This window comes from Achromobacter sp. T5-5, assembly GCF_055397965.1.
Genome location: NZ_AP027919.1, coordinates 294,022 through 320,823, shown reverse-complemented (window position 1 = coordinate 320,823; position 26,802 = coordinate 294,022). Strand labels below are relative to the sequence as shown.

General features: G+C 63.4%; 24 protein-coding genes. 3 read left to right on the top strand and 21 right to left on the bottom strand.

Annotated elements, in window-relative coordinates; genetic code table 11:
• Positions 1-400: 400 nt before the first annotated feature.
• From ACZ50Q_RS01565 to pdxR, 4 genes are all read right to left on the bottom strand, one after another.
• Positions 401-1,747: a sensor histidine kinase gene (locus ACZ50Q_RS01565; protein WP_464080322.1), complete on the bottom strand. Its 1,347-nt coding sequence runs from the start codon at positions 1,745-1,747 to the stop codon at positions 401-403.
• A gap of 38 nt (positions 1,748-1,785) precedes the next feature.
• The gene (locus ACZ50Q_RS01560) at positions 1,786-2,451 is read right to left on the bottom strand and encodes a response regulator transcription factor (protein WP_464080321.1); all 666 of its coding nucleotides are present in this window, start codon (positions 2,449-2,451) and stop codon (positions 1,786-1,788) included.
• Between the two features lie 84 nt (positions 2,452-2,535).
• Complete coding sequence (locus ACZ50Q_RS01555) at positions 2,536-4,176, bottom strand: methyl-accepting chemotaxis protein (RefSeq protein WP_464080320.1); 1,641 nt, start codon at positions 4,174-4,176, stop codon at positions 2,536-2,538.
• Positions 4,177-4,297: 121 nt separating this feature from the next.
• Entirely contained in the window at positions 4,298-5,803 is a 1,506-nt protein-coding gene (gene pdxR / locus ACZ50Q_RS01550; RefSeq protein ID WP_464080319.1) for a MocR-like pyridoxine biosynthesis transcription factor PdxR, read from the bottom strand.
• A gap of 157 nt (positions 5,804-5,960) precedes the next feature.
• On the opposite strand from pdxR, the gene ACZ50Q_RS01545 reads away from it, so the two are divergent.
• On the top strand, positions 5,961-7,214 hold the full coding sequence (locus tag ACZ50Q_RS01545; RefSeq protein WP_464080318.1) for a benzoate/H(+) symporter BenE family transporter: 1,254 nt from the start codon (positions 5,961-5,963) through the stop codon (positions 7,212-7,214).
• 3 nt (positions 7,215-7,217) lie between these two features.
• On the opposite strand, the gene ACZ50Q_RS01540 is transcribed toward ACZ50Q_RS01545, so the two are convergent.
• The 11 genes from ACZ50Q_RS01540 to ACZ50Q_RS01490 all read right to left on the bottom strand — a co-directional run bounded on the left by ACZ50Q_RS01540 (position 7,218) and on the right by ACZ50Q_RS01490 (position 19,656).
• Positions 7,218-8,042 (bottom strand): IclR family transcriptional regulator, encoded by an 825-nt coding sequence (locus tag ACZ50Q_RS01540; protein ID WP_464080317.1) that lies wholly within the window; start codon positions 8,040-8,042, stop codon positions 7,218-7,220.
• Positions 8,023-9,684, bottom strand: coding sequence for a fatty acid--CoA ligase (locus ACZ50Q_RS01535; protein ID WP_464080316.1), 1,662 nt, complete (start codon positions 9,682-9,684; stop codon positions 8,023-8,025). Before ACZ50Q_RS01535 ends, ACZ50Q_RS01540 begins: the two co-directional genes overlap by 20 nt.
• A 44-nt stretch (positions 9,685-9,728) precedes the next feature.
• Entirely contained in the window at positions 9,729-10,508 is a 780-nt protein-coding gene (locus ACZ50Q_RS01530) for an alpha/beta fold hydrolase (protein ID WP_464080315.1), read from the bottom strand.
• Entirely contained in the window at positions 10,505-11,416 is a 912-nt protein-coding gene (locus ACZ50Q_RS01525) for an alpha/beta hydrolase (protein ID WP_464080314.1), read from the bottom strand. Before ACZ50Q_RS01525 ends, ACZ50Q_RS01530 begins: the two co-directional genes overlap by 4 nt.
• A 30-nt stretch (positions 11,417-11,446) precedes the next feature.
• Positions 11,447-12,247: an enoyl-CoA hydratase/isomerase family protein gene (locus tag ACZ50Q_RS01520; RefSeq protein WP_464080313.1), complete on the bottom strand. Its 801-nt coding sequence runs from the start codon at positions 12,245-12,247 to the stop codon at positions 11,447-11,449.
• Positions 12,248-12,263: 16 nt separating this feature from the next.
• On the bottom strand, positions 12,264-12,686 hold the full coding sequence (locus ACZ50Q_RS01515) for a DUF6841 family protein (protein ID WP_231952229.1): 423 nt from the start codon (positions 12,684-12,686) through the stop codon (positions 12,264-12,266).
• Positions 12,687-12,763: 77 nt separating this feature from the next.
• On the bottom strand, positions 12,764-13,753 hold the full coding sequence (locus ACZ50Q_RS01510; protein WP_464080312.1) for a Bug family tripartite tricarboxylate transporter substrate binding protein: 990 nt from the start codon (positions 13,751-13,753) through the stop codon (positions 12,764-12,766).
• A gap of 47 nt (positions 13,754-13,800) precedes the next feature.
• Entirely contained in the window at positions 13,801-14,571 is a 771-nt protein-coding gene (locus tag ACZ50Q_RS01505; protein WP_464081939.1) for an SDR family NAD(P)-dependent oxidoreductase, read from the bottom strand.
• A gap of 2 nt (positions 14,572-14,573) precedes the next feature.
• Positions 14,574-15,761, bottom strand: a complete 1,188-nt coding sequence (locus tag ACZ50Q_RS01500; protein WP_464080311.1) for a thiolase family protein — start codon at positions 15,759-15,761, stop codon at positions 14,574-14,576.
• On the bottom strand, positions 15,758-17,860 hold the full coding sequence (locus ACZ50Q_RS01495; protein ID WP_464080310.1) for a 3-hydroxyacyl-CoA dehydrogenase NAD-binding domain-containing protein: 2,103 nt from the start codon (positions 17,858-17,860) through the stop codon (positions 15,758-15,760). The genes ACZ50Q_RS01500 and ACZ50Q_RS01495 overlap by 4 nt, the downstream gene beginning before the upstream one ends.
• Positions 17,857-19,656 (bottom strand): acyl-CoA dehydrogenase, encoded by a 1,800-nt coding sequence (locus ACZ50Q_RS01490; protein WP_464080309.1) that lies wholly within the window; start codon positions 19,654-19,656, stop codon positions 17,857-17,859. Before ACZ50Q_RS01490 ends, ACZ50Q_RS01495 begins: the two co-directional genes overlap by 4 nt.
• A 99-nt stretch (positions 19,657-19,755) precedes the next feature.
• On the opposite strand from ACZ50Q_RS01490, the gene ACZ50Q_RS01485 reads away from it, so the two are divergent.
• Positions 19,756-20,472: a TetR/AcrR family transcriptional regulator gene (locus ACZ50Q_RS01485; RefSeq protein ID WP_464080308.1), complete on the top strand. Its 717-nt coding sequence runs from the start codon at positions 19,756-19,758 to the stop codon at positions 20,470-20,472.
• 62 nt (positions 20,473-20,534) lie between these two features.
• Here the strand turns inward: ACZ50Q_RS01485 and ACZ50Q_RS01480 are convergent, their stop codons facing one another.
• Positions 20,535-21,521 (bottom strand): zinc-dependent alcohol dehydrogenase family protein, encoded by a 987-nt coding sequence (locus ACZ50Q_RS01480; RefSeq protein WP_464080307.1) that lies wholly within the window; start codon positions 21,519-21,521, stop codon positions 20,535-20,537.
• Positions 21,522-21,632: 111 nt separating this feature from the next.
• Between ACZ50Q_RS01480 and ACZ50Q_RS01475 the strand changes: the two genes are divergently transcribed.
• Complete coding sequence (locus ACZ50Q_RS01475) at positions 21,633-22,502, top strand: LysR family transcriptional regulator (protein WP_464080306.1); 870 nt, start codon at positions 21,633-21,635, stop codon at positions 22,500-22,502.
• A 115-nt stretch (positions 22,503-22,617) separates the two neighbouring features.
• Here the strand turns inward: ACZ50Q_RS01475 and ACZ50Q_RS01470 are convergent, their stop codons facing one another.
• From ACZ50Q_RS01470 to urtC, 5 genes are all read right to left on the bottom strand, one after another.
• Positions 22,618-22,902: a zinc ribbon domain-containing protein gene (locus ACZ50Q_RS01470; RefSeq protein ID WP_464081938.1), complete on the bottom strand. Its 285-nt coding sequence runs from the start codon at positions 22,900-22,902 to the stop codon at positions 22,618-22,620.
• Positions 22,903-22,965: 63 nt separating this feature from the next.
• Complete coding sequence (gene fmdA / locus ACZ50Q_RS01465; RefSeq protein ID WP_092576736.1) at positions 22,966-24,195, bottom strand: formamidase; 1,230 nt, start codon at positions 24,193-24,195, stop codon at positions 22,966-22,968.
• Between the two features lie 29 nt (positions 24,196-24,224).
• Positions 24,225-24,917 carry an urea ABC transporter ATP-binding subunit UrtE gene (gene urtE, locus ACZ50Q_RS01460; RefSeq protein ID WP_076517789.1) on the bottom strand — a complete coding sequence of 231 codons (693 nt, stop codon included), beginning with the start codon at positions 24,915-24,917 and terminating at the stop codon, positions 24,225-24,227.
• 14 nt (positions 24,918-24,931) lie between these two features.
• Positions 24,932-25,675, bottom strand: a complete 744-nt coding sequence (urtD, locus tag ACZ50Q_RS01455) for an urea ABC transporter ATP-binding protein UrtD (RefSeq protein ID WP_076517791.1) — start codon at positions 25,673-25,675, stop codon at positions 24,932-24,934.
• Positions 25,672-26,793: an urea ABC transporter permease subunit UrtC gene (urtC, locus tag ACZ50Q_RS01450; RefSeq protein ID WP_464080305.1), complete on the bottom strand. Its 1,122-nt coding sequence runs from the start codon at positions 26,791-26,793 to the stop codon at positions 25,672-25,674. Before urtC ends, urtD begins: the two co-directional genes overlap by 4 nt.
• Positions 26,794-26,802 lie beyond the last annotated feature (9 nt).

Here is a 26,802-nt window from a genome sequence, read left to right as displayed (position 1 = left end):
AGTAATAATGCAGCCGGCGTGAATTTAGGGTCAGCTCTCGAAAAAAGGAGGCAATGTATAACGATTTTTTTTGCGTCCCCAATAATAAAAGTGGATATATCTCATTAATTATTCAATTAGGTCTACGGGATATATCCCATATATGTACCTACGCCGGAAACATCTCTACAAGAACTAGATAACCTGCGGAAACAGATACCATCCTCGCTTCTGATATATGCGGTTCAGATACCATCCCGGCGTAACTCCGCGTTATTTAGTGTCACGCCAAATACGCGCAAAACAGACACAAAAAGACACGCTTAGGCCGCGGCGTGCTCCTCGTTTATTTAAAGGGGTTTCAATATGCCGCCCATTGAAAAGCGCAGCCGTGAAAGGCGTGCGCCTGAAACGCGCCCGATTATTCCCGCTTCCCGGCGGCGGCGCCGTCCAAGAGCGGTCGCGGAAACGTGACGTAAAAGCACACGCCGCGCCCGCCGGCACCTTCCTCCACCCTGACGCGCGCCTGGTGCGAACGGGCGATCCTGGCCACCAGGGCCAACCCCAGTCCGCTGCCATGGCTGGGCGCGCCCGGGCCACGGTAGAACGGGTCGAAGATCCGCTCGCGCAGCGATCGGGCAATGCCCGGACCGTCGTCCGCCACCGCCAGCGTGACGTGTGCGGCGCTCCACTGCAGCCCGACCGTGATCGAACTGTGCTCGCCGCTGTATCGCCCGGCGTTATCCAGCAGATTGCGCACCAGGATGCCCAGCGCATCGACCTGCCCCAGGATCTGGCCCGGCGCGGCGTCCACCGCGACCTGCTGGCCCCGGGGAACGAACGAGGCCTGCATATCCCGCAGGACAACCGCCACCACGGACGCAAGGTTCACCGGCTCGAGCCGGATATCGTTGCGATCCGTGCGCGCCAGGTCCAGCAACTGCTCGACGATGCGCGAACTGCGGCGCGTGGTTTGCGCAATCTTCTTCATCAGCATCTTTGCCTTCACGGGATCGTTGACCCGATACGCCGTGTCCGCATACACCGCCAGCACCGCCAGCGGCGTGCGCAGCTCATGCGCCGCATCGCCGATGAATCGCCGTTCGTTTTCGATCAGCGTCGCCACCCGCCGCTGCCGCTCGTTGATCGCTCGGATCAAGGGCTCCACCTCGGCGGGCACGGCCCGCTCATCGACCGTCACGCCGTCGGACACACTGGCCGCGGCAATGTCCTTGCCCACCAGGCCAAGCTGGCGCGTGGAGCGGCTGACGACCAGCATCGTGATGCCGCCGATGCCGACGAACATCAGCAGCGTGACGATCGATCCAAACTCGAAGCGGTCCGCAAGCCCTGCGTAGAACGCCCGCGTGGGCGTGCCGGCGACGATCTCGAACCGGGCCGACGGGTCCAGCCCGGCATACACGCGCCAGGTATCCCCGTCCATGCTGACGCACGAGAACCCCACCGTGTTCGCCTGCACCATCCGCGTCCTGGGCGCACCGGACGACGCCAGCACGAGGCGATCCTTGACGCGGTCCCAGACCTGGACCTCGGTCTTGCCGATGCCCTCGCGCAGCAGAAAGTCCGGCAGCGGCAGATCCCAGGCAATGTCATGCGTGACCGGCACCATCCCTAGAAAAAACGCCATGCTGTCGACGACCGCACTGAGCTCGTGATCGCGCACGCCTGACTCGGCCCGCGTCAGGCTGTTCCAGTACAGCCCGAACTGCACCAGCCACGACACCAGCAGCGCACTGAAGATTCCCAACAGGACCTGCGCCCGCAACGAGTTCGTGACCCGCCGCATCAGGCAAGATGTCGGGCCAGGCGATAGCCCTGGCCATGCACGTTTTCGATGGCGTCCCTGCCCAGCTTCTTCCGGAGGGCATGGATGAACACGGCGATGGTATTGCTCTCGCCGGGCCGTTCCGCGCCGTACAGATGCGCGCGCAGTTCCTCCGTCGAAACCAGCCGGTCGGGATTGCGCAACAGCATCTCCAACGTGCGGAACTCCTGCTCCGACAAGCGGGTGGGGACATCGCTGACGAACGCTTCGCGCCGGCCCAGGTCCAGCCTCACGTGGCGCCAGGCAAGCACCTTGTCGCCCGACACGCCGCTGCGCCTGAGCAAGGCGCGCATGCGGGCAAAGAGCTCGGCGGGCTCGAAGGGCTTGATGACGTAATCGTCCGCGCCAAGGTCCAGACCCTTGATGCGGTCGCTCAGCGCATCGCGCGCAGTGACCAGGATCACCGGCACCTCGTCGCCGCGCCTGCGCAGGAATCGCAGCACGTCCAGGCCCGATCCGCGATGCAGCCCGATGTCGAGCAACACGATCGAAAAGCCATGCTGCAGCAGCAGCACCTTGGCGGCCTCCACGTCCTGCACGAGCGTCACCGAGAAATCCAGTTCCTCGAGGGCCAGCGTCAACGCGTCGGCGAACATCGCATCGTCCTCGACCAACAGAACCTGCATGTCAGCTATTCCCCCGTGTGCTTGGCATACCCAAGAGCGGCACCCTCGCCGCTCCTGGCCGCATCATAAAGTCTGCGCCCCGGCTCAGGAATGCGCCGGCGCCGCCAGCACCAGGCGTTCGTAACGCGCTTCGGGCATAGGCGCAGCCACCCGCCGCTCCGTCTTGAACCGCGCCACCGCTTGCAGCAGCTCTTTCGCCTGTGTGGCCATCGCGCTCGCGGCGGCGGCCGATTCCTCGACAAGTGCTGCATTCTGTTGCGTCATCGTATCCATCTGCGACACCGCCACGTTCACCTGCTCGATGCCGCTGGTCTGCTCCGCCGACGCCGACGCGATCTCCACCGTCACCTCCTTGAGCCGTGCCACCGCGTCCAGCACCTTCTGCATCTGCTCGCCCGCCTGCGCCGCCATCGACTCTCCGCCCTGCACGGCGCGCTGGGAGTTCTCGATCAGCCCCTTGATCTCCTTGGCCGCCGTCGCGCTGCGCTGCGCCAGCGCGCGCACTTCCGTCGCCACCACCGCGAAACCACGGCCCTGCTCGCCGGCGCGCGCGGCCTCCACGGCGGCGTTGAGCGCAAGAATGTTCGTCTGGAACGCGATACTGTCGATCACCGACACGATCTCGCCCACGCGCTGCGCATCGGTCGAGATCGCGCCGATGGCGTCGACCACCTGGCCCACCACGCGGCCCGCCTCAGCCGTGAGCTGGCTGCAATCCACGGCCAGCGTGCTGCCGCTCGCCGCATTGTCCTGGTTCATCCGCACCGTCGAGGTCATCTCCTCGATGCTGGCGGCCGTCTGCTCCAGCGACGCGGCCTGTTCCTCGGTGCGTTGGGACAGGTCGGCATTGCCTTCGGCAATCTGCGCGGAGGCCGTCGAAATGGACTCGGCGGCGCTGACGATCGTGCCAACCGTCGCAGCTAGCTGCATGCGCATCGTCTCCAGCGAATACATCAGGCTGGACCGGTCCCGGCCATCGAGCTTGAGCGAGGTCGTGAGATCGCCGCTCGCGATCGCGCCGGCCAGCTTCTGCGCGTCGGCCGGCTCGCCCCCAAGCTGCCGGAGGATGCTGCGCGTAATGAGCCATGCCGACAGCACACCGGCCAGCACCGCAATGGTCATGATCACGATGATCGCGTTCTGCAGCCGCGCCGACGCCAGCGCCGCCTCCTGCGCCGATTCATCGCTGAGCCGGGTCTCCAGATTGGCCAGCGACATCAACTGCTCCAGCCAGGCATCCTGCTTGGGACGCAGCTCATTCCTGATGATCCTGGCGGCTTCCTCGGCATCGTTCTGCCGGCCGGCTTCCAGCGCACGCAGGTAGATCGGGCTGGCTTCCTGCTGCGCCCGCTGCGCGGCGGCCAGCAGATCGGTCTCCGCAGGCAGCGTGCCCGCGTCCGCGGCGAACATCTTCGCAAGCCGGTCGCTGGCCTCCCGATACCGGTTTTCCAGGTCCTGCGCGCGGGCCATCTCGCTGGCCACGGCCTGCGAGTCCGTCTGCAGCGCAATGTTGCGCACCACGATGGCACGGCTCTGGACCAGATCCCGCATGTGCAGCGCCAGCTTCAACTGCTGGTTGTTCACGGACACGATGTCGTACATGGCCTTGTCCATGGTCTTGACCGCGTACAGGGAGACGGCGCCCAGCGTCGCCAGGGCCACGATAAGCAGGAGAAAACCGATTGCGAGGCGCGACCTCACTTTCATCGATGCAAGATTCATCATTCGCCTTTGTTGTTATCGGCAACCGGCTCATGACGATTCGCACCATTGCAGCGCCTCGATCCCGAACGGATCCACGCCGGCTGACGAGCGCGACTATAAAAGGGCAAGGATTAATGAATCGTTAATCCCCGCGGGGGGAAGGGCCTCCACGCGACACGGCGCGCAGCACGCCGGCGAGCTTCCTGACACCGATCTCCATCTCCCGCGGCGAGTATGCCGCGAAGCCCATCAGGAACCCGGCCCTGTGCGCGTTCGACGCGTGCAGCGCCGACAGGCCCAGCAGATCCACGCCCGCGCGGCGCGCCATCTCGACCGTCTGGCTCTCCGGCAGATCCCGCACGAAGAGACAGGGCAACTGCATGCCGCCTGCCGGCATCCTGGGCTCGACGTATTCGCCAAGGTGCTCGCGCACCAGGCGCACCAGCGCGTCTCGACGGCTGGCATAGACTTCCCGCATGGCGCGGACATGGGCGCCGAAGTGCCCGCCTTCCATGAAGCGCGCCAGGGTCAACTGCGAGATCGTCGCCGTCTGGCCGTCCAGCAGCGTGCGGGCCACTGTCATGGGCTCCACGAGTTGCGCAGGCAACACCATGTAGGCGATGCGCAGGCCGGGAAAGAGCGATTTGGTGAAGGTGCCTATGTAGAGGGTGCGGCCATGGCGATCCAGGCCCTGCACGCAGGCGGTGGGCTTGCCGGCATAGTGGAACTCGCTGTCATAGTCGTCCTCGAGAATCCAGGCCTGCTTGCGCTGCGCCCACTCGATCGCCGCCAGCCGTCTGTCCAGGGCCAGCGTGGCGCCGGTCGGGAATTGGTGCGACGGGGTCATGAACACGGCCTTCGCTCCGCGTCCCAGCGTGTCGAGGCGTTCAACGACCATGCCTTGATCGTCCAGCGGCACGGGCACGCAGCACAGCCCCGCCGCATCGAAGGCTTTGCGCGCGCCGTGGTAGACCGGGTCCTCGATGCAGATGGCGTCACCGGCATCCATCAGGACATTCGCGCAGAGCGTCAGCGCCTGTTGCGAGCTTGTCAGGACCAGCACGCGCTCGGCCGTCGCCTGCGCGCCGCGCTCCAGATTCACGTAGTCCGCGATGGCGCGGCGCAGCCGCTCCATTCCGTTCGGCGCGCTGTGGGCCAAAGCCTGGCTGTCGTACTCCTTCAGCACTTGCCGTTGCAGGCGTTCCCAGGTCTGCAGGGGAAACCGGCGCGTCTCGGGCATGCCGGGCGCAAAGGGACGGGGCACGGAAAACTCCCGCAGCCCGCCACTTTGAAAGATCAGGGTTCCACGCCGGCTCAGCGGCGTGGCATGGCGGTCGCCTGCCGCAACGGCGGGACGCCGCCGTGCCGACGAGGTCGCGCTTTCGGACACGAAACTACCGCTGCCCACGCGGCGTTCGATGAAGCCTTCCGCATGCAGTTGCGCATAGGCGGCTTCGACGGTGTCGCGCGAGACCTCTAGCGACTTTGCCAAAGCCCGAGACGCGGGCAGCGGCTTGCCGGCGTCGAGCGCGCCATTGAGGATCAGCTCACGGACCGCGCGCTGAATGCGGGAACGCAAGGGCAAGGCCCGATGCGCCGGGTCGCCCATCCAGGCCTTCACGGATTCGAGCTGCGCGTGTTTGAACATGGAAAGTCGTCTCCGGCGCGCCACGCCCCCGCGACCCGCCTTCAGGAATTGGTCTGCCTATATCCGCCAAAGTGGCGGGGCGCATCAGGCCATTCTAGTTCTATAAACAGGGCCTGCAACACCGTGCCAGAACCCTTCCCGGAGGTCCCGTCAAACCATGCCGTCCAACATCCCTTCCCGTTCGATACGATTGCGCGACATCGCCCACCCCGTTGTCGCCGGACTGATCTCCGTCATCGTCAATTACGGCGGCACGTTCATCCTGGTCTTCCAGGCCGCGAAAGTGGCGGGCCTGAGTCCGGCGCTCACGGCGTCGTGGGTCTGGTCGATCTCCATCGGCGTGGGCATCACCGGCATCGTGCTCAGCTGGGCCAGCCGGGAGCCCATCATCACGGCCTGGTCCACGCCGGCGGCGGCCTTCCTCGTCACGGCCCTGGCGAGCACACCCTACGCCGAGGCGGTAGGGGCGTATCTGGTTTCCGCTGCCGCCTTCGTGGTGCTGGGTCTTTCCGGCTGCTTCGAGCGCGTCATCCGGCTGGTCCCGCCCGGCGTGGCGGCCGGGCTGCTGGCGGGCATCCTGCTTCAGTTCGGCATCGGCGCCTTTGGGGGTCTGAGCGTCGATCCGGTGCTGGCCGGCCTGCTGATCATCGCCTATGTGATACTCAAGCGATTCACGGCGCGCTATGCCGTGGTCGGCATCCTGTTGCTGGGGCTGTCCTTCCTGCTGCTTCAGGAACGCGTGGATCTCGCGGGCCTGCAACTGCAGCTCGCCAAACCCGTCTTCACGATGCCCGCCTTCTCGTTGAACGCACTGCTGAGCGTCGCGCTGCCGCTTTTTCTCATCACGCTCACCGGCCAGTACATGCCCGGCATGCTCGTGCTGCGCAATGACGGCTTCAAGACCAGCGCCAATCCCATCATCGCCCTCACGGGCCTGGGTTCGCTGCTCATGGCGCCCTTCGGATCGCACGCCTTCAACGTGGCGGCAATCACCGCCGCCATCTGCACCGGCCGCGAAGCCCACGAAGACCCGTCCAAGCGCTGGATCGCCGGCATCGCCGCAGGCATTTTCTACATTCTGGTGGGCGCATTCGGCGTCACGCTGGCCGCCGTGTTCATGGCCTTTCCCACGACCTTCATCACCACCTTGGCGGGTCTGGCCCTGCTGGGCACGATAGGCGGCAGCCTGGCCCTGGCCATGACGGACGCGAAAACGCGCGAGGCCTCCCTGATCACGTTCCTGGCCGCCGCGGCCAACGTGAAGCTATTGGGCATCGGCGGCGCGTTCTGGGGTTTGCTGATCGGATTGGCGGCCTATGCTGTGCTGCATGGGGGCTTTTCGCGGCAATCGGGGCGGGGCGAGCCCCGCATCATGGGTTCGACCGCGATCAAGAAGGAAGGGGCTGGCTGACTCCTAGACGGCTCGATACTGCGCTTCAATTTTTAGCTTCGTTTCGATGAGAAGCGGCCGAATATCCGAAAGAAACAGCTCGGAATTAATGGTGCTGACCGGCGCCGCCACATTAATCACGGCTGGCGGCAGGCTGCCTCCCAGATTGAGCGGTACGGCTATTCCGTTGATTTCTATTTTCCACTGCCCGAAGGACGTGACACACCCCCATTGCTGCATCTCCGCTGCGGCAAGCTCAAGTGCCCGGTCGATGTGGGAACCGCTCGCAGGATCAAGACGCTGCATGCGTGCCAGTAACGACGACCTCTCTGTCTTCTCCATGATCAGCAAATGTGCCAGGCCCATGGCTGTTGTCGCGAGCGGCAGGCGAGAGCCGATTCCCAGGTTGAGGGTGACCGCTGTCGACTGGCTGCGCCGGGTGTCGACATACAGCACGGAAAACTCCTCCCGGATACCCACGGCGACCATGGCCCTGGCTTCATTGGCCAACTGCTGCAAGAGCTCTCCGCTCGCATCCCGGAAATCGAGCCGGCCCAGCATCGTACGGCCCAGAGTGAGCGTCGCCAGGCCGAGCCGATATCGACCGTACTCCTCGACCTGATGGAGAAATCCGACGCGCGTGAGCGTATGCGTCAGCCGGACAACTGTGGAACGGGGCAAATCACAGCGCTGCGCGAGGTCAGCGTTGCTCAGCCGCTCTTCGCCAGATCGAAATGCCTGCAATACCTTGAGCCCTCGGGCCAGGGCGGTGACAAAGTCTCTGTCGCTAGCGTCGCCCGACCCAGCCTGATCGAACAGCGCCCCCCCCTCAAGCTCCTGTTTCCCCATGACGTGCCTCGACCACCGTGAGATATTGGTCGCGCATCAGTTTCTTGTTGTACTTGCCGACACTGGTGCGCGCCAGAGATTCAACAAAGTATATCTTCTCCGGCACCGCGTATTTCGGGATCTCTCCCGCGTCAACGAAAGCGTGAAGATGACCTCGAATCGCCCGCTCATCGAGGGCGGGAGAGACCGTGGGATCGGCAACGACCAAGGCGGCCGGCCGTTCTCCCCACCTTGGGTCCGGGAGCCCAATCACGGCGGCTTCTTTGACATGAGGATGCCGGCAAATCAGCTCTTCGAGCTTATAGGAAGACAGCCACTCGCCACCGGTCTTGATCACGTCCTTGAGGCGATCGGTGATGCGCAGATAGCCGCTGTGGTCTAGCGTTCCAATATCTCCGGTATGTAGATAGCCGCCGCGCCAAAGCTCGGCCGAAGCTGACTCGTTGCGAAAGTACCCCGGCGTCAGCCACGGCGCCCGCAGGACGACTTCACCGGGACGGCCGCTTCCCTGCGCGATGGGGGTCATCTGGTCATCGACAATCTGCACATCCACCAGGGGCACGGCCCGGCCGGCCGCAACGCGGGCGGAGAGGACGGGTTCAGCGTCGCACAGCGCTTGGTCGGTCTCGACCTGGGCGCTGACGATGAATGGGCAGGTCTCCGACATGCCATATCCTGCAAACACGTCCATGCCCTTTCCCAACGCCGACCTGGCCAGGCTGGACGGAAACGAGGCGCCTCCCACGACGACCTTCCAGCCGCTCAAGTCGGTGTGGCTGGCGTCTGCCTGGTCAAGCAGCATGCGCAGGATGGTCGGTACGCAGTGGGAAAACGTGACGCCCTCGCGTGTGCGCAGCGCGAGGAGTCCATCGGGTGTGTAGCGGCCAGGATAGACCTGCTTCACCCCCATCATGGTCGCGACATAGGGCATGCCCCACGCATGGACGTGAAACATAGGCGTGATCGGCATGTAAACATCGCCGCGATGAAAGCGGCCTTGGTCACGCGGCATAGCGAAGGCCGCGGCCACCGCCAGCGTGTGCAGCACGAGTTGCCGATGCGAGTAGTAGACGCCTTTTGGCATGCCAGTAGTGCCGCTGGTGTAGAACAAGGTGGCACGTGTGTTCTCATCGAAATCGGCGAACGGATAGTGAGCATCGGCGCTGGCGAGCAAGGACTCGTAGTCAGTCCCAGACGGCTCCGCGTCGTCACTCAGCCGAACGACATGCCGCACCGACGGCAGTTGCGCCAGCATGTCCTCGATGACCGGCCGGAAATCTTCATGGACCAACAAGACCTTCGGTTCGGCTTGCGCCAGCGTAAACAGGATCTGCTGCGCACTGAGCCGCACATTCACGGTCTGGAGTGTCGAGCCCATCATCGGCACACCAAAGAAACACTCCAAGTAGCGGTGGCTGTCCCAGTCCAAGATGGCGACCGTGTCGCCGTGCTGGACTCCGAGCCGGGCCAGCGCGCTCGCCAGCCGGCCTATCCGTTCGCGCAGGGTTCGGTAGCTGTAGCGGATCACGTCCCGGTAGACAATTTCCTGGTCCGGTGCCTGAGCCAGCGGGGTCAACAAAAGTTGCTTGATAAGCAGCGGGTACTCGCCCGCAGGCAAGGCATGAGATTGATGAGCGGGCATGCACCTGTCTCCATTATCGTTATCGGTCGGTCTCGTCAGCCAGCCTATGGCTGCGAACTCACAAAGCGTTCCAGCACTCTGGCCAAGACGGAAGGTTGCTCCAATTGCGGCCAGTGACCCGCACCTGGGACATGTTCGAACGTGCGACGGACAAACCGCTTTGCTCCGTCTTCGAGCATGTCTGCCGTGAAAAAGGCGTCGTCTGTCGCCACTGTCAGGACTGGCGCATCAATGATGGACCGCTGCTCTCCGGCGGGGTGGCCGCCCGTCCAGGCATGAAGCTGCTCGAGTGCGGTCGCCGGGCCTGTTGCGAGCGTGGCCCGCACGAGGATGTCGGCGGATCTGTCGTCCAACGCTTTAGCCATCGCATGCTTGCCTGCGCCGATCGCGCAAGGATCGGTCAATACCGCACGCGACTCAAACCGCGCCAACACCTCCGTAGGCAACGGGTAGCCACCCAGCGGCGCGGGCGTGACACGCACCAGTCCGGTCAGGCGCCGGCCTACCTTCATGGCGGCTAGCTCCGCAACCTGCGCACCCATGCTGTGGCCGACAAAAATCAGTCGCTCCGCTTGCGCATCATCGTGGCCCGGGCCGGACAGGCCGGCTTGTCCCAACACCTGCTGAGCATAGTTCTCCAACGTCACAGCGGACGTCCCACGCTGCACCGAGGCAGCATGCAGCCGGCAATTCACTATCTTCCAGTCAGGCAAGGCCAGTTGATCGAGCAATGGCTTCCAGACTTCGGGGCCGTCTAGGTACCCATGCACGAGGACGAGAATTCGCTCAGGATGGGAGAGATTCGTAGGCGTTGCGATGGTCATTCGCGCAGGCCCTCGATCAGATGCTCAACGAACCAGTCGCGAGCCGCGGCGCTCGACTCCTCGAATTCACTGCGATAGGCATCGAAGTGTCCCCGATCGATCAGTTTGAGGCGCTTGGGCTCGACCGCGCGCTCGAAGGCTGCAAGCGCCAGATCGGTCGGCGTAATGACATCATTCCTGGCGACCACCATCAGCAAGGGCTTGGGGCCGATCCGGGAAATCCAGAGTCCCGGCTCATACATTTGCGCAAGACGCGTGGAGCGCACCGTTATCGTGTCACCATGCTCAACGCCATCAGGAATCTCATAGGCATCGTGAAAATCAATCATGTCCTGCGACCGGTACGCGGCGCGCTGGGTCATGTCCAGACTGACCACCAACTGCCTCTTTGGCGGCTCTCCGCGCAGCTGTCCGCGCTCATCCTCGTTGAAGAACTCTTGCAGGGCCGCGCGTGCATCAGGAGAGACGCGCCTCAGGCTCTGCTCGTAGCCGCTGATAATCGGAACTTGAACCGACACGGCGCGAACACGGGCGTCCGTGGCACCGAGCACGATGGCATGCCCGCCCGCGTAGCTCGTTCCCCATATCCCCAACCGGTTGCGGTCCACCCCCGGCAAGCTCTCGAGATAGGAAATGACCCGGCGCCAATCCGATATCTGCTGCCAAGGATCAATGTCGCCGCGGATCTCCCCCCCGCTCAGTCCGAAGTTGCGATGGTCATGGACAATGACCACGAACCCCGCATCGCAAAAGCGTTCTGCGTAGGCCTGCAGGCCGCGATACTTCAGGCCAGAGAACCCGTGCGCCATGGTGATAGCCGGCGCCGGACCCTCATGCCTGGGGCGAAACACCCAGGCATGCAGCTTGATGCCCCCGTCGGCGGGAATATAGTGTTCTTCAGGTTGCATGGAATTCCTCGAATCGTGAAGGCTGGACGACTACTTCCCGTTGAACACCATGGCCGGCCGCTCTTTGCCGGCTTCGATAGCTTCGATCGCGGACGCGACGCCGCGCTGCACGTCATCGGTGGCCAACAGGACGGACACGTGTTCGATCATGGCTTCATCCGCCGCGCGCACGCCGCCGGCGGACCAGGCGCTCAGAATGGCCTTGGTCACGCAATGAGCACGAGTCGGCCCTGAGGCCAGTTTGACAGCCAGATCAAATGCCGTGGAATGCAGGTCGGAGTCCGGCACGACCTTGGTGGCGATATGCAAGGCCAGAGCTTCGCGAGCGGAGATCTCCTCGGAGAGCATCACCAGGCGCGCCGCAACACTGCGGCCGGCACGTTCCGCCACCCGCTGTACGCCTCCTGCAAGGGGCGCCACCCCCAGCGTGGCCTCGGAAAAGCGGAATCGCGCCGATTCGGCCGCCACAATGAAGTCCGTGTGCAGGGCGAGTTCAAAGCCACCACCGAATGCGCGTCCGTGGACTTCCGTGACGGTGGGAATGGACGCGGACTCGATGGCATTAAGCACGCCATTAGAAAAGCCAAAGCGCTCGCGCCGTGCGGAGTGGTCGGTCAGGTGGGGCCATTCGCGGAAGTCACCACCCAGGCAGAAATCGCTACCCATACCGCGAAAAAGAAGGCAGCGCGCCCCTTCTCGGATACCACGCCGCATCGCTGCGTCCAACTGCGCGAATAGAGGACGATTCAGTCGATTTTGCGGTGGGCGCTGGAGCGTAACGATCGCAACGCCCTGCTTGAGTTCGTAGCCTACAGTCTCTTCAGTGCTCATGACGAAGCTCCTTGATTCAAACGGTTTCCCATATTTCATTGAGCGAATTCCGGTCGCTCAATACGCTGGCGATGGCAACGACCCGCCAGCCGCCGGAAGTTCGGTGTATCTCGAAATGGACCGCGCGACGTTCGATTTCTGTCTCGTCGGCACGACGGCGGGACCAGATAACATCGATCGAGCCGGCGTTCTGGTTGTAGCCCTTCACATGACGATCCAGGACCACCGTATGGGTGTAGCTCTCGGCTTGCAGCGGAATCTGGTTGGCGCGCAGCAGGGCAATGACATCTTCGCCCGTCATCAGGCAACGGGTCATATTCACCGATGCGGCATGCAACGGAGCACCCCAGAAGTTGAGGATTTCCTGCACGCCTGAGCCTGAATCGGCGCCCAACTTGATCCACATCGGGAGATAGGTATCGAAGAACCAGGCATTCATTTCCGCCACGGCGGTTCGCACAGGTTCGACTGACTGACATCTGGTAGACATGTGTCGCCCTTGAGAAATTTCAGGTATCAGTCCAGCTTCGCGCCGGACTGTTCAACGACCTTCTTCCAAAGCGGCGCTTCGCGTTGATAGGTGGCCGCAACGTCGGCCGGTCCCTGGAAGCTGGGCTCCCATCCCAGACCGCGGATGCGCTCTTGCACATCTTTTCGCTTGAGGGCCTCGTCCACGACGCCGGCCAGCTTGTCGACGATAGGCGCGGGCGTGCCAGCGGGCGCGGCCATTCCCACCCAACCCACCGCACGCAGCAAGGGATCGTCGAATCCGGCTTCGCTGAGCGTGGGAACCTCCGGCATGACACGGCTGCGACCGGGGCCGCTCACACCAATCGCCTTGAGCCGGCCGTCCGCGACAAACTGCGCCGCCTGGGCTCCCGTGGCAAACGAGATTTGGATATTGCCGGCAATCAGATCGTTGATCATGAGCGACTCGCCGCGATAAGCAATGTGCACCATGCCTCCGTCAAGGATGTCGTTGATGCGGCTGGCGCTCATGTGGGCGATTGTCCCCACGCCCCAGGACCCATAAGAGAGCTTGCCCTTATGGGCGCTGACGTACTTGCGTAGGTCTTCGGCGTTGTTGATATTCAGCTTCGCATCGACCACCAGGAACAGAGGCGCATCGGCTACCTTGGCGACCAGCTTCAGGTCCTTTCCCGGGCTGTAAGGCAGCTTGGTGTAGAGAAACTGGTTGATCATCAGGTTTGAACTCAATGCCACCGACAAGGTGTAGCCATCCGCCGGCGACTTGGCCACCGCGTCCACGCCGATGTTGCCAGCCGCGCCCGTTCGGTTGTCAACGATGACGGGCTGTCCCAGAGATCTGCTCATCTGGTCACCTAGCGTACGTGCCACGATATCCACGGCACCCCCTGCCGCATATGGGGCGATGATCTTGACGGGCTCAGTGGGATAGGCCTGCGCGTGCGCTGCCGCGCCTGTGCCCAGCAGCAGCGGCAGGGTGATCGAGAAAAGCGCCTTGCTTTGGCGAGTAATGTTCATTTTTTGTCTCCGTTTTGGTCTGATAGTTAATTTGTTTTGGTCTTTCGCTACATCCAGCTAAGCGTCTGCCCGCCATCTACTGCGAGTACGGCGCCAGTGATGTAGCGTCCTGCGTCCGAGGCCAGCAGCAACGTGGCGCCGTCAAGATCGGATGGTTGGCCGAATCGGCGCATGGGAATGCGCTTTCTGATGGATTCATCGAAGCCGTGATCCGCGAAATGCGCATGCATGTCGGTTTCAATGTTTCCTGGGGCCAGCGCGTTCACGCGTACCCCCTTGCCGGCAAGCTCGAGCGCCATGATCTGGGTCAGGTGGATCAAGCCGGCCTTCGAAGCGCCGTAGCTCGACATGTGGCCTGCGGCACGCAGGCCAGAGGAGGACGCGACATTGATAATGCTTCCGCTGCCGCGAACCGCCATTCGACGCGCCGCCTCTTGGGCGACCAGGAAGTTGCCCTTGAGATTCGTATCGAAAACGCGGGTGACTTCCTCCAATGTCTGGTCGATGAAGCGGTCGACGTAGATGACGCCTGCGTTGTTGAAGAGGATGTCCACGGGCTGTCCGGCCTGGTCCTCGGCTGCGGCCCAAGCCGGGGCGATGCTGGATGGGTCCGTCAGGTCCAGGCTGACGGCGGCGGCGCCATACCCCTCGGCCCGGAGCGATGCAACGCCTTCCGCCAGCCGGTCGGCACGCCGGGCCGCAAGAATCACGAAGGCCCCGGCCTGGGCGAACAGTTTCGCGCTATGCAAGCCTATTCCACTGGAAGCGCCGGACACAAAGGCCACCTTGCCGCGCAGACTGAAAAGCGTATCGAGCATATTCATGGGAGCACCTCGAAAAGGCCGGCCGCGCCCATTCCGCCGCCCACGCACATGGTCACCACGACGAACTTGACGCCCCGGCGACGACCCTCGATCAGGGCATGCCCGACAAGCCGCGAGCCGGTCATTCCGTAGGGATGCCCTATCGAGATGCCGCCCCCGTTGACATTGAACTTGTCAGGATCGATCCCGAGGGCATCACGGCAGTAGAGCGCCTGGCAGGCGAAGGCTTCGTTAAGTTCCCACAGCCCGATGTCGTCCACCGTCAGACCATGATGCTTGAGCAGGCGTGGCACGGCATGAATGGGGCCGATGCCCATTTCTTCGGGCGCCACGCCAGCCATGGCGATGCCGCGGTACAGCCCCAATGGCTGGAGCCCCCGACGTGCGGCGAGGGCGCCCTCCATGAGCACGCAGGCGCTGGCGCCGTCGGAGAGTTGGCTGGCGTTGCCGGCCGTGATGGTGCCGCCTTCGATCACCGGTTTGAGCTGGCCCAGGCTTTCGATCGTAGTGCCCGACCGATTGCCTTCGTCCTGCGTCAGGCGATCCACCACGAAGCTGTCGGCTTCGCCGTTCTTGCCTGGCACGCGCCGGGTCGACTCAAGAGGAACGATCTCCTGGTCGAATCGGCCCAGCGACTGAGCCAGCGCCGTGCGCTGCTGCGAGGTCAGGGCGTAGGCATCCTGTGCTTCACGGCTGATACGGTACTGACGAGCCACATGTTCGGCGGTCAGCAGCATCGGCATGTATGCGTGAGGTGCCCGGGCGATAACCGCCGCGTCCTGAGACTGGCTAACACCATCGAAATACCTAATCTGCTCGGCCGAGATGTTCTCCTGGCCGCCCGCGATGACGACCCGCATACCGTCGACGATGATCTGCTTGGCCGCGATGGCAACGGCCATCAAGCCCGAGGCGCACTGCCGATCAACCGTCTGGCCTGGCACCTGGTGCCCGAAGCCCGCTGCCAGCGCGGCATTGCGCGCCACGTTCATGCCTGCCGTACCCGAACTGAGGACCGTACCGGCTATCACATCGTCGATCTCCTGCGGATCCAGATCGGCGCGTTCGGCCGCATGGAACAGCGCGTGGCCCAGTAGCGAGGGCGACTTGGTGTGATTGAAGGCCCCTTTGTAGGCGCGCCCGATCGGGGTTCGCGCCGTGGAAACGATGACTGCGTCTTTCATGCTGGCTCCTTCGTATCCAGGTCGGCCACCGCACCAATCGTGGTCGCCAGGCCCCAATAACCGTGCGCGTCACCAAACTCGGCTGCGTAGTGCCGAAGCCGCTGGCCGATAACCCGCAGTCCCAGGCGACGCGCGTAGAACAGCGGCCCGCCGCGCTCCGCGGGAAAGCCGTAGCCGGCCAGCCAAACGACGTCGACATCCGATTCGCGATAAGCAATTCCCTCTTCGACGATGGAAAAGCCTTCATTGATGAGCGGAAAAAGGCAGCGCTCGACGATCTCGTTCGCGTCGATCCCAGCCCGAGGCGCAATGCCATGGCGCGCCGCCAGCGCCGCGATGGAACCGATAGCGGCGGCATCATTTACGATCCGTCTACCGTCGTAGGTGTAGAAACCCTGGCCGCTCTTTTGGCCGAAATGCCCCAGGCCGGCCAAGTGGCGGCAGACAATGCGGTAGTGCGGATCGTCTGGCAGGCTACTTTGCTTGCCGCGTTCCTCGACCACCTTGGCCACCACGTCCACGCCCGCCAGGTCCATCATTCGGCAGGGCCCCATGGCCATGCCGAACGATTCAAGCGCCGCGTCGATGCGCGCAGGCGTGCAGCCTTGCAGCAGAAGCGCCTCGACTTCGCGCAGATAGGGTTCGAGCATGCGATTGCCGATGAAGCCGTAACACACGCCGGTGATGACGGGACTCTTGGCAATCCGACGGACGAAGTCCATGGCGGTGGCCATCACAGCGTCGTCGGTGGCCTGGCCTCGGACCACTTCCACCAACCGCATCACGTTGGCCGGGCTGAAGAAATGCAAGCCTAGAAAGTCGCTGGCCCGGCCGCTTTCTTTTGCCAGCAGGTCGATGTTCAGGGTGGAGGTGTTGCTGGCGATGATCGCCCCAGGCCTGCAGGCCTGGCCCAGACGCCGTGCGATCTCGCGCTTGATGTCCAGGTTCTCGTAGACGGCTTCGATGATCAGATCCGCATCGCGCACCGCTTCGAACACTGCGCAGGCCTGAATGCGCGACGAGAGCTGCTGGGCGCGCTGGGCGTCAATGCGGTTGGACGTGACCTGCCGCTGGTATTCGCCACGAATCGTATCCAACGCCGCAGCGGCACGCTCCGGGTCGGTCTCGATCACCGTCGCATCGAAGCCTCCCTGGGCCACCGCCATGGCGATGCCGCGGCCCATCGTTCCGCCCCCGATGATGGCCACCCGGGAAATGTCGCGAATTTTCGCCCCCGCATAAGAGGCGGGCAGTTTGGCTGCCGCGCGGGTGGCGAAGAAGGCATGCTGCAGCCCCTGGGCCGTTTCTGAAGCGTTGCATTGCTCGAAGCGCTGCCGTTCCTGCCTAACCGCCTCATCAAAGGGCAGGCGGATCGCGTCATGCACGCAAGCCAGGATCTGCGAGGCTGCATAGGCCGGTGCCTTGACCCTCTTGATGAACGGATGCCAGCTGTCGAGCTGCAGATCGGCGGTGTCGGCCCCGCGTACTGCGAGCTCGCTGGTGCGTCTTGTTGAGCCGGTCTGGGCCAGCCTCTCGGCAAAATCGAGCGCAGCCTCGACCACATCACCCGTCGCCACGGCATCAACCAGGCCGATCGCCTTAGCCTGTGCGGCGTCAATCGCTTCACCGCCGATCATCATGCGCAAGGCCGCATCCACGCCCACGAGGCGCGGCAGGCGCTGCGTGCCCGTGCCACCAGGGATGACTCCCAACCGGATCTCTGGCAAGCCGAGCGTTGCGTCTTGGGCTGCCACCCGCGCATGGCAACCCAACGCCAGTTCCAGGCCACCGCCAAGCGCGGAGCCTTCAATCGCTGCCACGATCGGCTTATCCAGCGCATCGAGCAGTCCAATCACCTGCGTCAGGTCGCGTCCCGCAAACATGGACCCCGAGCGGAATTCCGAGATGTCGGCGCCAGCACTGAAGATGCGGCCATTGCCCGTCAACACGACCGCTCGGACACCGGGATCGTCTGCCGCGCGCATGATCGCATCGTAGAGCGCGATGCGCACGCCCCGGGAAAGGGCGTTGACCGGCGGCGACGAGAGCCGGATCACCGCCGTCGCGCCGGTCTGGTCGTATGAGAGGAATTGCGTCATTGGAACCACTCCTCGTTCATGTCGAACGCGGTGCGGTCGAACGCCGCGAGCCGCTCCAGGATCGGGAATGCGGCGCGCAAATCCCAGTCGAAGAAATAGCGTTGCGCAGCCAACTTCCCTTGGTAGTAAGCGGCATCGCGCGCCGGGTCAGCAGCTAGCGCGCGCGTGGCGACCAGGGCCTGCTGGAGCCAGATCCACCCCACGGCTACCTTACCGAAGACGTCCAGGTAGACCGTGGCGTTGGCCAGGGCCAGGTCGATGTCCTGCCCCTGCATGCGCAGCAACGCTGCCGACACGCCCTCGAGTTTGGTCAGGACGCTCTCGAGCAGCGCGGCAGCGCCAGCGAGTGCGGCTTCCTGGCTGGCCGCCTCGACCGTGTCTCGAACAGCCGAACAAAACAGCGCCAGTCCGGCGCCATCGTGCAAGCGGATCTTGCGCGCAAGCAGGTCCAGGCCGTGGATCGCCTCGGCCCCCTCGTGAATGGGGTTGAGCCGCTGGTCGCGATAGAGCTGCTCGACGGTGTACTCGTTGGTGTAACCCGAACCGCCCAGCACCTGGATGGCCATGTCGTTGGCGACGCAGCCGTAACGCGCAGGCCAGGATTTCACGACCGGGGTGAGCACGTCGAGCAACATCGCAGCGTGTTGGCGGCGCTGGGCATCCTGATGGGTGTGCTGGTCCTCAAAGAGCGAGCTGGCATAAAGACACAGCCCCAGCGCGCCCTCGGCGTAGGCCTTCTGGGCGAGCAGCAGACGGCGCACGTCGGCGTGCTCGACCAGGCGTACCTGGGGCGACCCGGGCGTCTTGGAAGAAGGCAGACGCCCTTGGTGGCGGACGCGGGCATAGGCCAGCGACTCGGCGTACCCCCGATAGGCCAGCGACGCCGCAATGAGTCCGACGCCGATGCGCGCCTCGTTCATCATGTGGAACATGTGAGCGAGGCCCTGCCCAGGTGCGCCGATCAGGTAGCCGCGCGCGCCGCCTTGCTCGCCAAACGACAGCACCGTGGAGGTCGTGTTGCGCCAGCCCATCTTGTGCAGCAGGCCGGCCAGCGCGACGTCATTGCGCTCGCACGGCGAGCCCGTATCGTCCACCAGCCACTTCGGCACCAGGAAAAGCGAGATGCCGCCAGCACCGGCTGGCGCTCCCTGAATGCGGGCGAGCACCATGTGCACGATGTTCCGCGTGAAGTTCTGGTCGCCCCCGGAGATGAACATCTTCTGGCCGACCACACGATAGCTGCCGTCGTCCTGCGGCACGGCGTAGGCCTTGATGTCCCCGAGGGCCGATCCCTGATCCGGCTCTGTCAGGCACATCGTGCCGGCACAACGTCCGTCACCCATGGCCTCCAGGTACCGCGACTTGAGTTCCGGCGTACCGAAAGCCCTCAACAAGTTGGCGGCACCGATCGTGAGGAAGGGATAGCCCATTGTCGCGACGTTGCTGCCAAAAAAGAGCGCCATCGCCGCCCTAAAGACCGTTTCCGGCAGCTGCGTACCGCCTTCGTCCTCATCCCAGTGGGCATTGAGAAACCCCGCTTCTGCGAATGCGCTCCAGGCACGGGCGGCTTCCGGGATGACACGGGCTGTGCCATCCACGAACTCCGGTTGATGCTGGTCGCCCTTGGCGTAATGCGGGGCAAACACTTCGGAAGCGAGTCGCCTGGCCGCGTCCAGCGTGGCATCCAGCACGTCATCAGCAAGGGCCTGATAACGAGGCCGCTGAATAAGTTCGCGGGTGTTCAGCAACTCATAAAGCAGGAATTGCAGTTCCCGATCGGTGATTAATCCGGTCATGGCGGCCTATTGTCTCCATCCTTGAATATTGCGAGCGCTCGCTCGGTTTTGAGGTAGTCTAAGTTCGACGCCAGAGGCTCAACAAGGGACCATTCCGCTATGCGGTCAGAACTTTCGCCCGACTTCTCTTTCGCGGATTTCCGCCGCGCTTCGCCCATTGATGCGGACAATGTCTACGAGTTGGTGCTGCAGCGGCAGAGCCACCGAATGACGGTGCGCCGTTCTGGCACCGTCATCGAGAATCTCAAGCGCGTCGTGGGCGCCACCTTCCGCATCGCCAATCGATCCGGCTTCGCCGCGATGTCGCTACGAGACCTGTGCAAGGAATCAGGTCTGTCCATGGGCGGGCTGTACGGCTACATCAGTACCAAGGACGACTTGGCTGCCATGATCGAGGACGTCGTGCGCCACGCCAGCGAAGCGATTCCCGCCTGGTTCGAGGGCTTGGAAGACGGACAGGCCAGCCTCGAAGCCACACTGCGCGGGCACATCTACCTGTCGGAGATCCTTCACCCTTGGTTCTACTTCGTCTTCATGGACTCGCGAGTGCTGCCCGCCCGGCAGAAATCAGTCGCGAAGTCCGCCGAGCTGCATTTCCAGAATCGCCTCGCCGAGCGGGCTTTGGCATCAGGCAACTACGACGCGGAGACAACCACGCTTTACGCATCGCATGCCCTTGCCCTGGCGCAAGACTGGTACGTCAAGCGGTGGAAGTACGCCAAGCTTGGGATAGGCATTGACGAGTTTGCCGACAGCGTCATCCAGATCCTCCGTGCTCAGTCATCAAGACCGCTCGCGCCAGCGAGTGATCTTTAAGACAGTGGATTAGCGGACCCACAAGAATGGCGCGAGCGTCGACTTCCCCGCCGCCCCAAGGCTCATGCCACGTCCACCACGATCTTCCCCCGCGCGGTTGCGTTCGAGATAGCGTCGTAGGCGACCTCTGCCGAGCGCAGGTCGAAACGGCGGGGATCAAGATTCGGCATGAGCTTGCCGGCTTCAACCAGCCGAGTGGCTTCGCGCAACATGGCGCCGTGATGGGCGCGGTGCTGCCCCGTGAGAAGCGGATACAGAGTGAAAATGCCTGAGTACGTGGCCTCGCGGAACGACAGCGGCGCCAACGCATGCGTACCCCATCCCAGGGCGCTGACGACATGCCCAAAGTGTTTCACCGCGGCGAACGCAGCATCAAGCGACGGCCCGCCCACCGTGTCCACGACAAGATCGAAGCCAACGCCCTGCGTGAGCGAGGCCACATACGTCTCGACCGGCTGTGACTGGTAGTCGATGGGCGTTGCGCCCAGGCGCGCAACAAGATCATGGTCACGCAAACTGGCCGTGGCAAAAACCTGCGCGCCCAACGCACGCGCCAGTTGCACCGACACGTGGCCGACACCGCCCGCGCCGCCTTGCACCAGCACGGTTTGACCGGCCTGCAGGCGTGCGCGGTCGACGATGCCCGAATATGACGTGATAAACGCGAGGGGCAGTGCCGCGGCTTCACGCATCGACAGGTTTACCGGCTTGATGGCGAGCAGGTCCGCATCCACCACCGCATACTCGGCCAGCGATCCCTGGATGCCACCCACGCCGCCTGTCATGCCATAGACCTCATCGCCGACCCGGAAAGTGGTCACGCCGGGCCCGACCGCATCGACCACGCCCGCCATATCGATGCCCAGCACCAAGGGCAGCGGATGCTTTGCGTGCGCCGCGCTGCCAGCACGAATCTTGGTATCCAGCGGATTGAGGCCGCTGGCGGCGATGCGCACTCGCACTTGGCCGTAGGCCGGCTGGGGCATCGCGATTTCGGTCAATTCAAGCGGGCCGTTATAACGGTTGAGAATGAGCGCTTGCATGGTCATGATCAATTCCTTTCTGGTGGCTGGCTCGTCGAATGAACGAGTCGATGCCTGCATCATTGATCATGCTATAACGCATGTAAATCAACGTTATTGCACAGTTGTCAAACAAAAATGAATGACATGCGCCTGGAGTGGAGCGACGTTCGCGTCTTTCTGGCGATTGCCCGCTGCGGCACCCTGGGCGGCGCGGCAAAGCAGCTAGGCCAGACCCAGCCCACCATGGGTCGCCGGTTGCGCGCGCTTGAAGAATCGCTTGGGCACACGCTGTTTCAGCGCACGAGCGATGGCTTTGTCCTGACCGATGACGGCGCGGCGGTGCTGGCCTACGCGGAACGAATGGAGGAAGAAGCGCTGGGCTTCACCCGCGCACTGACCGGAAAAGAGACCCAACTGAGCGGAATGCTGCGGGTCTCGTCATCGGACTGGTTCGGCATACACGTGCTTACGCCCGTGTTCGCGCGCTTTCTGGCGCAGCATCCGGGCATCACGCTGGAGCTGCTCACGGATTCGCGTCTTTACAACCTGGCTCGGCACGAGGCGGATCTCTTGTTCCGCATTACGCCGTTCGAGGAATCTGACGTCATCCAACGCAAGCTGATGCGCATCGACTATGCGCTTTATGGGCACGTCGATCTGGCCCCACCGTCACGCGGGAAAGGTGACGGCCAAACGCTGATCAGCATGGACAGCGCATTCGGCTCGTTGCCCGACGTCGAATGGGCCAAGCGGATACTGCCGGGAGCAAGGATTGTGTTCGGCAGCAATAACCGTAGTGTTCAAGCACGCATGTGCGCCGAGAAATCGGGCTTTGCGGTGTTGCCCTGCCCACTGGGCGACGTCACGCCGGGCATTCGACGAATCGATTTGGGCGAAGCGCCTCCGGGCCGCGATGTCTGGCTAGGCTATCACCGCGATCTACGTCGCGTTGCGCGACTGCGTGCACTTCTGGACGTCACGATCGAGGCATTGGCGAAGTCGTAAGTCAGGTCGAGAAAGCGGATGTCGGCGCAAATGGCCGCCATGGCATTCGTGGCCGGCCGCATGGGGCTGAGCCAACGGATGCAACGGCGGCCAGACTGATCCGCCTTTCCCCCTGTCAGTGACTAATCATCCACGGCCGCGCGCCTGCAAAGGTCTTCCCCCCATCCGCAGTCTGCCGTGTCTTTCCGGTCGCCTTCCCCCCCGAGCAACACCCGCACCCCATGCCGTGCCCGCTGCGTGTGCTGCGGGGTTCATGGGCGGCGCGCTCATTGACGGCGCGCGCCCGGTTCATGGCCGAGGACAGCGCCGAGACCGCGGGCGCGCCGCTGACGAAGCGCTCGCAGGCGCAGCCGCAATCGGGGCAAGGCGCGGGGTCGCGCCATTGCGACAGGGGCCTCATCACGGAGAACTCGCCGCAGTCCTGGCAGCGATAGTCATAGAGCGGCATGGCGGCTCCTCAATGTCAAAGGTCTTTGGCGATGGGCATATCCATGCCACGCACTATCTGCGGCACGTCGCCCAGCGCATTGGGTTGGATATCGATTTCAAAGATCTCGGTCGGCAGCCACAACGTCGCGCAGGCATTGGGAATGTCCACCACGCCGCTGATGTGGCCCTGCACCGGCGCCGTGCCCAATATCGAATACGCCTGTGCGCCCGAATAGCCAAACTTCTTCAGGTACTCGATGGCGTTCAGGCAGGCCTGGCGATAGGCGATGTGCACGTCCAGATAGTGCTGCTTGCCGCCTTCATCGACCGAAATGCCTTCGAAGATCAGATAGTCCTTGTAGTTGGGCGTGATGGGGCTGGGCTTGAAGATGGGATTGCGAATGCCGTACTTGGCCATGCCGCCCTTGATGAGCGACACCCGCATATGCACCCAACCCGCCATTTCGATGGCGCCGCAGAAGGTGATCTCGCCATCGCCCTGCGAGAAGTGCAGGTCGCCGACCGACAGGCCGCCGCCTTGGACGTACACCGGAAAGAACACCCGCGAACCGCGCGACAGATCCTTGATGTCGCAGTTGCCGCCGTGTTCGCGCGGCGGCACGGTACGTGCGCCGGTGGCGGCGGCGCGATCCCGCTCGGCGCCCTTGAGCTTGCCCATATGCGCCGTCTTGGGCGCCGGCGGATTGGCCAGGGGCGGAACGCGCTCCGGATCGCTGTCGATCAGCTTCTGTTCACGCTCATTCCACTTGTCCAGCAGCGCCTGGTCCGGCAGGCAGCCGATCAGGCCCGGATGGATCAGGCCCGCGAAGCGCACGCCCGGGATATGGCGCGAGGTCGTGAACATGCCTTCGAAATCCCAGATCGATTTCTGCGCGGAAGGGAAGTGTTCGGTCAGGAAGCCGCCGCCATTGTTCTTGCTGAAAAAGCCATTGAAGCCCCACAGGCTTTCGTCTTTGGCGCCGATGTCCAGCAAGTCCACCACCAGCAAGTCGCCGGGCTCCGCGCCTTCGACGCCGACCGGGCCGGACAGGAAGTGCACCGTGGACAGGTCCACGTCGCGCACGTCGGAGGCATCGTCATCGTTCTTGATCGCGCCGCCGGTCCAGTCGTAGGTTTCAAGCACGAAGTCATCGCCCGGCTTGACCCACGTCGCCATGGGGATATCGGGATGCCAGCGATTGTGCACGCCTTCGTTTTCGTAGGGGGATTGGGCCAGGTCGACCTTGATCAGGGTTTCAGGCATGTCATGCTCCTTTGAGATGGACAACGGCTTCAGACAGACAGGTATTTGCTGATCGTCTTCTCGTCAACGCGCTCGCGCGGGTCTTCGTGCACGAAGCGGCCCTTGTCGATCACGATGAGCCGGTCGGCGATCTGCATGGTGAAACTCAGGACTTGCTCGGACACCACGATGGCCAGATTGCGCAGCTTGCGGATTTCCAGCAGGCTGCGGGCGATGTCCTTGATGATGGACGGCTGTATGCCCTCGGTGGGCTCGTCCAGCAGCAGCACGCGCGGGTTGGTGACCAAAGCGCGGGCGATGGCAAGCTGCTGTTGCTGCCCGCCCGAAAGATCACCGCCACGCCGTCCGCGCATCTCGTGCAACACCGGGAACAGGGCGTAGATGTCTTCCGGAATGGTGTTGCGCAGTGCCCGCCCGCGCATGCCGGTGCGGATGTTCTCTTCGACGGTCAGCGTCGGGAAGATCATGCGGCCCTGCGGCACGTAAGCCACTCCGCTGCGCACGCGCTGATGGCTCTCCAGGCGTTCGAGCGCCTTGCCGTCCAGCGAGATCGAGCCCTGCATGGTGGGCAGCATGCCCATCATGGTCTTGAACAGCGTGGTCTTGCCCATGCCGTTTCGGCCCATCACGGCGACGATCTCACCGGCAGCCACGGCCATGTCGACACCGTGGATGACTTTGCTTTGGCCATAGCCTGACACCAGGCCAGCGATATTGAACATATTGCCTCCTGGCCTCAGTGGCCGAGATAGACTTCAACCACGCGCGGATCGGACTGCACCTTGTCCATGCTGCCCTCGGCCAGCACACGGCCCTGGTGCAGCACCGTGACCTTGTGCGCGATGTTCTTGACGAACTCCATATCATGCTCGATCACGATGAGCGATCGATTGCGGCTGATGCGATTGAGCAGTTCGGCGGTGCGCTCGCGCTCGGACACGCTCATGCCGGCCACCGGTTCGTCCAGCATCATCAGCTCGGGCTCCTGCATCAGCAGCATGCCGATCTCCAGCCACTGCTTCTGGCCGTGCGAAAGCAACTCTGCCGAGCGGTCGAGGTGATCGGCAAGGAAGATCTCTTCGGCCACCTGTTCGACCCGTTCGATTACGGCCGCACTGCGCCGGAAGGTCAGCGCGCCCAGCACGCTGCGCCCGGCCGGGAACGACACTTCCAGGTTCTCGCGAACGGACAGGGTTTCATAGATGGAAGGGGTCTGGAACTTGCGGCCCACGCCCGCGCGCACGATTTCGTACTCGGCCAGGCCCGTCAGCTCCGTGTCCTTGAAGCGGATGGAGCCGGCGGTGGCTTTGGTGCGGCCGCAGATCAGATCCAGCAGCGTGGTCTTGCCGGCGCCATTGGGGCCGATGACCACGCGCAGCTCTCCCTGGTCGACATACAGGTTCAGGTCATTGACGGCGACAAAGCCGTTGAACGAGACGGTCAGGCCTTCGATGTACAACGCGAACTCTGATGGGTTCATGCTGCCTCCGTGGCGCCATCCGCCTGCCGGCGCGACGCTTTGCGCGCCAGGCGCTTGTGGGTGTATTGGTGGTACAGGCCGGCCAGCCCGTTGGGGAACGCCATGACGACGGCAATGAACAGGCCGCCCATCAGGAACAGCCAGAGCTGCGGGAAACTCTCGGAGAAATAGCTTTTGCCAAAGTTGACCAGCAGCGTGCCGTAGACCGCGCCCAGCAGCGACAGGCGCCCGCCCACCGCGGCGAAGATGACCATTTCAATGGACGGCACGATGCCCACGAAGGAGGGCGACATGAAGCCGACCTGCAAGGTGAACATGGCGCCTCCTATCGTGGAGAACACGGCGGCCACGCAGAAGACAAACACCTTGAAGCTGGCGACGTCATACCCCGAAAAGCGCACGCGTTCCTCTTTGTCGCGCATGGCCATCAAGAGCTTGCCCAGTTTGGACGAGAGCAGGTAGCGGCCGAACAGGATGCAGGCAAACAGCAGCACGCCGCAGACGAAATACAGCGTCAGCCGGGCGCTGTCCGTGCGGATATCCCAGCCCAGCAACGTCTTCAGGTCGGTGATGCCATTGACCCCGCCGGTCCAACCTTGCTGGCCGATGATGAGCACCGACAGAATCAGGGCCACGGCCTGCGTCACGATGGCGAAATAGGTGTCGCCCACGCGGCGCTTGAACATGGCCACGCCCAGGATCAGCGCCAGCAGGCAGGGCAGCACCGGCACCGCCATCAACGTGAACCAGAAGCTTTTGAAGGGCACCCAGAACCAGGGAAGCGAGGTCAGCTGGTTCCAGTCCATGAAGTCCGGGATGCCGGGCGTGGACTGGATCTTGGTGGCCTCTGGCGTCGAGGCTTCCAGCTTCAGGAACATGGCCATGCAATAGCCGCCCAAGCCGAAGAACACCCCCTGGCCCAGGCTCAGAATGCCGCCATAGCCCCAGCACAGCACCAGGCCCAGCGCCACAAACGCATAGGAAAGATACTTGCCGATGAGGTTGAGCCGGAAGACGTCCAGGCTGAGCGGAAACACCACAAAGAGCAGCAGCGCCAGAATCGCCAGCCCGGCCAGCCCTTCGCGCCCCCCCACGACATTGCGAAAGAATTTCTGCATGATGCGCCC

Excerpts from the sequence above, each read along its gene's own strand:
- ACZ50Q_RS01545 (WP_464080318.1), top strand. The coding sequence starts at position 5,961 with ATGCCGTCCAACATCCCTTCCCGTTCGATACGATTGCGCGACATCGCC.
- ACZ50Q_RS01530 (WP_464080315.1), bottom strand. The coding sequence starts at position 10,508 with ATGACCATCGCAACGCCTACGAATCTCTCCCATCCTGAGCGAATTCTC.
- urtC (WP_464080305.1), bottom strand. The coding sequence starts at position 26,793 with ATGCAGAAATTCTTTCGCAATGTCGTGGGGGGGCGCGAAGGGCTGGCC.
- ACZ50Q_RS01560 (WP_464080321.1), bottom strand. The coding sequence starts at position 2,451 with ATGCAGGTTCTGTTGGTCGAGGACGATGCGATGTTCGCCGACGCGTTG.
- ACZ50Q_RS01520 (WP_464080313.1), bottom strand. The coding sequence starts at position 12,247 with ATGAGCACTGAAGAGACTGTAGGCTACGAACTCAAGCAGGGCGTTGCG.
- ACZ50Q_RS01480 (WP_464080307.1), bottom strand. The coding sequence starts at position 21,521 with ATGACCATGCAAGCGCTCATTCTCAACCGTTATAACGGCCCGCTTGAA.
- urtE (WP_076517789.1), bottom strand. The coding sequence starts at position 24,917 with ATGTTCAATATCGCTGGCCTGGTGTCAGGCTATGGCCAAAGCAAAGTC.
- pdxR (WP_464080319.1), bottom strand. The coding sequence starts at position 5,803 with ATGTTCAAACACGCGCAGCTCGAATCCGTGAAGGCCTGGATGGGCGAC.
- ACZ50Q_RS01485 (WP_464080308.1), top strand. The coding sequence starts at position 19,756 with ATGCGGTCAGAACTTTCGCCCGACTTCTCTTTCGCGGATTTCCGCCGC.
- ACZ50Q_RS01495 (WP_464080310.1), bottom strand. The coding sequence starts at position 17,860 with ATGACGCAATTCCTCTCATACGACCAGACCGGCGCGACGGCGGTGATC.
- ACZ50Q_RS01510 (WP_464080312.1), bottom strand. The coding sequence starts at position 13,753 with ATGAACATTACTCGCCAAAGCAAGGCGCTTTTCTCGATCACCCTGCCG.
- ACZ50Q_RS01500 (WP_464080311.1), bottom strand. The coding sequence starts at position 15,761 with ATGAAAGACGCAGTCATCGTTTCCACGGCGCGAACCCCGATCGGGCGC.
- ACZ50Q_RS01515 (WP_231952229.1), bottom strand. The coding sequence starts at position 12,686 with ATGAATGCCTGGTTCTTCGATACCTATCTCCCGATGTGGATCAAGTTG.
- ACZ50Q_RS01505 (WP_464081939.1), bottom strand. The coding sequence starts at position 14,571 with ATGCTCGATACGCTTTTCAGTCTGCGCGGCAAGGTGGCCTTTGTGTCC.
- ACZ50Q_RS01490 (WP_464080309.1), bottom strand. The coding sequence starts at position 19,656 with ATGACCGGATTAATCACCGATCGGGAACTGCAATTCCTGCTTTATGAG.
- ACZ50Q_RS01535 (WP_464080316.1), bottom strand. The coding sequence starts at position 9,684 with ATGCCCGCTCATCAATCTCATGCCTTGCCTGCGGGCGAGTACCCGCTG.
- ACZ50Q_RS01470 (WP_464081938.1), bottom strand. The coding sequence starts at position 22,902 with ATGAGGCCCCTGTCGCAATGGCGCGACCCCGCGCCTTGCCCCGATTGC.
- ACZ50Q_RS01475 (WP_464080306.1), top strand. The coding sequence starts at position 21,633 with ATGAATGACATGCGCCTGGAGTGGAGCGACGTTCGCGTCTTTCTGGCG.
- ACZ50Q_RS01555 (WP_464080320.1), bottom strand. The coding sequence starts at position 4,176 with ATGATGAATCTTGCATCGATGAAAGTGAGGTCGCGCCTCGCAATCGGT.
- ACZ50Q_RS01525 (WP_464080314.1), bottom strand. The coding sequence starts at position 11,416 with ATGCAACCTGAAGAACACTATATTCCCGCCGACGGGGGCATCAAGCTG.
- ACZ50Q_RS01540 (WP_464080317.1), bottom strand. The coding sequence starts at position 8,042 with ATGGGGAAACAGGAGCTTGAGGGGGGGGCGCTGTTCGATCAGGCTGGG.
- fmdA (WP_092576736.1), bottom strand. The coding sequence starts at position 24,195 with ATGCCTGAAACCCTGATCAAGGTCGACCTGGCCCAATCCCCCTACGAA.
- urtD (WP_076517791.1), bottom strand. The coding sequence starts at position 25,675 with ATGAACCCATCAGAGTTCGCGTTGTACATCGAAGGCCTGACCGTCTCG.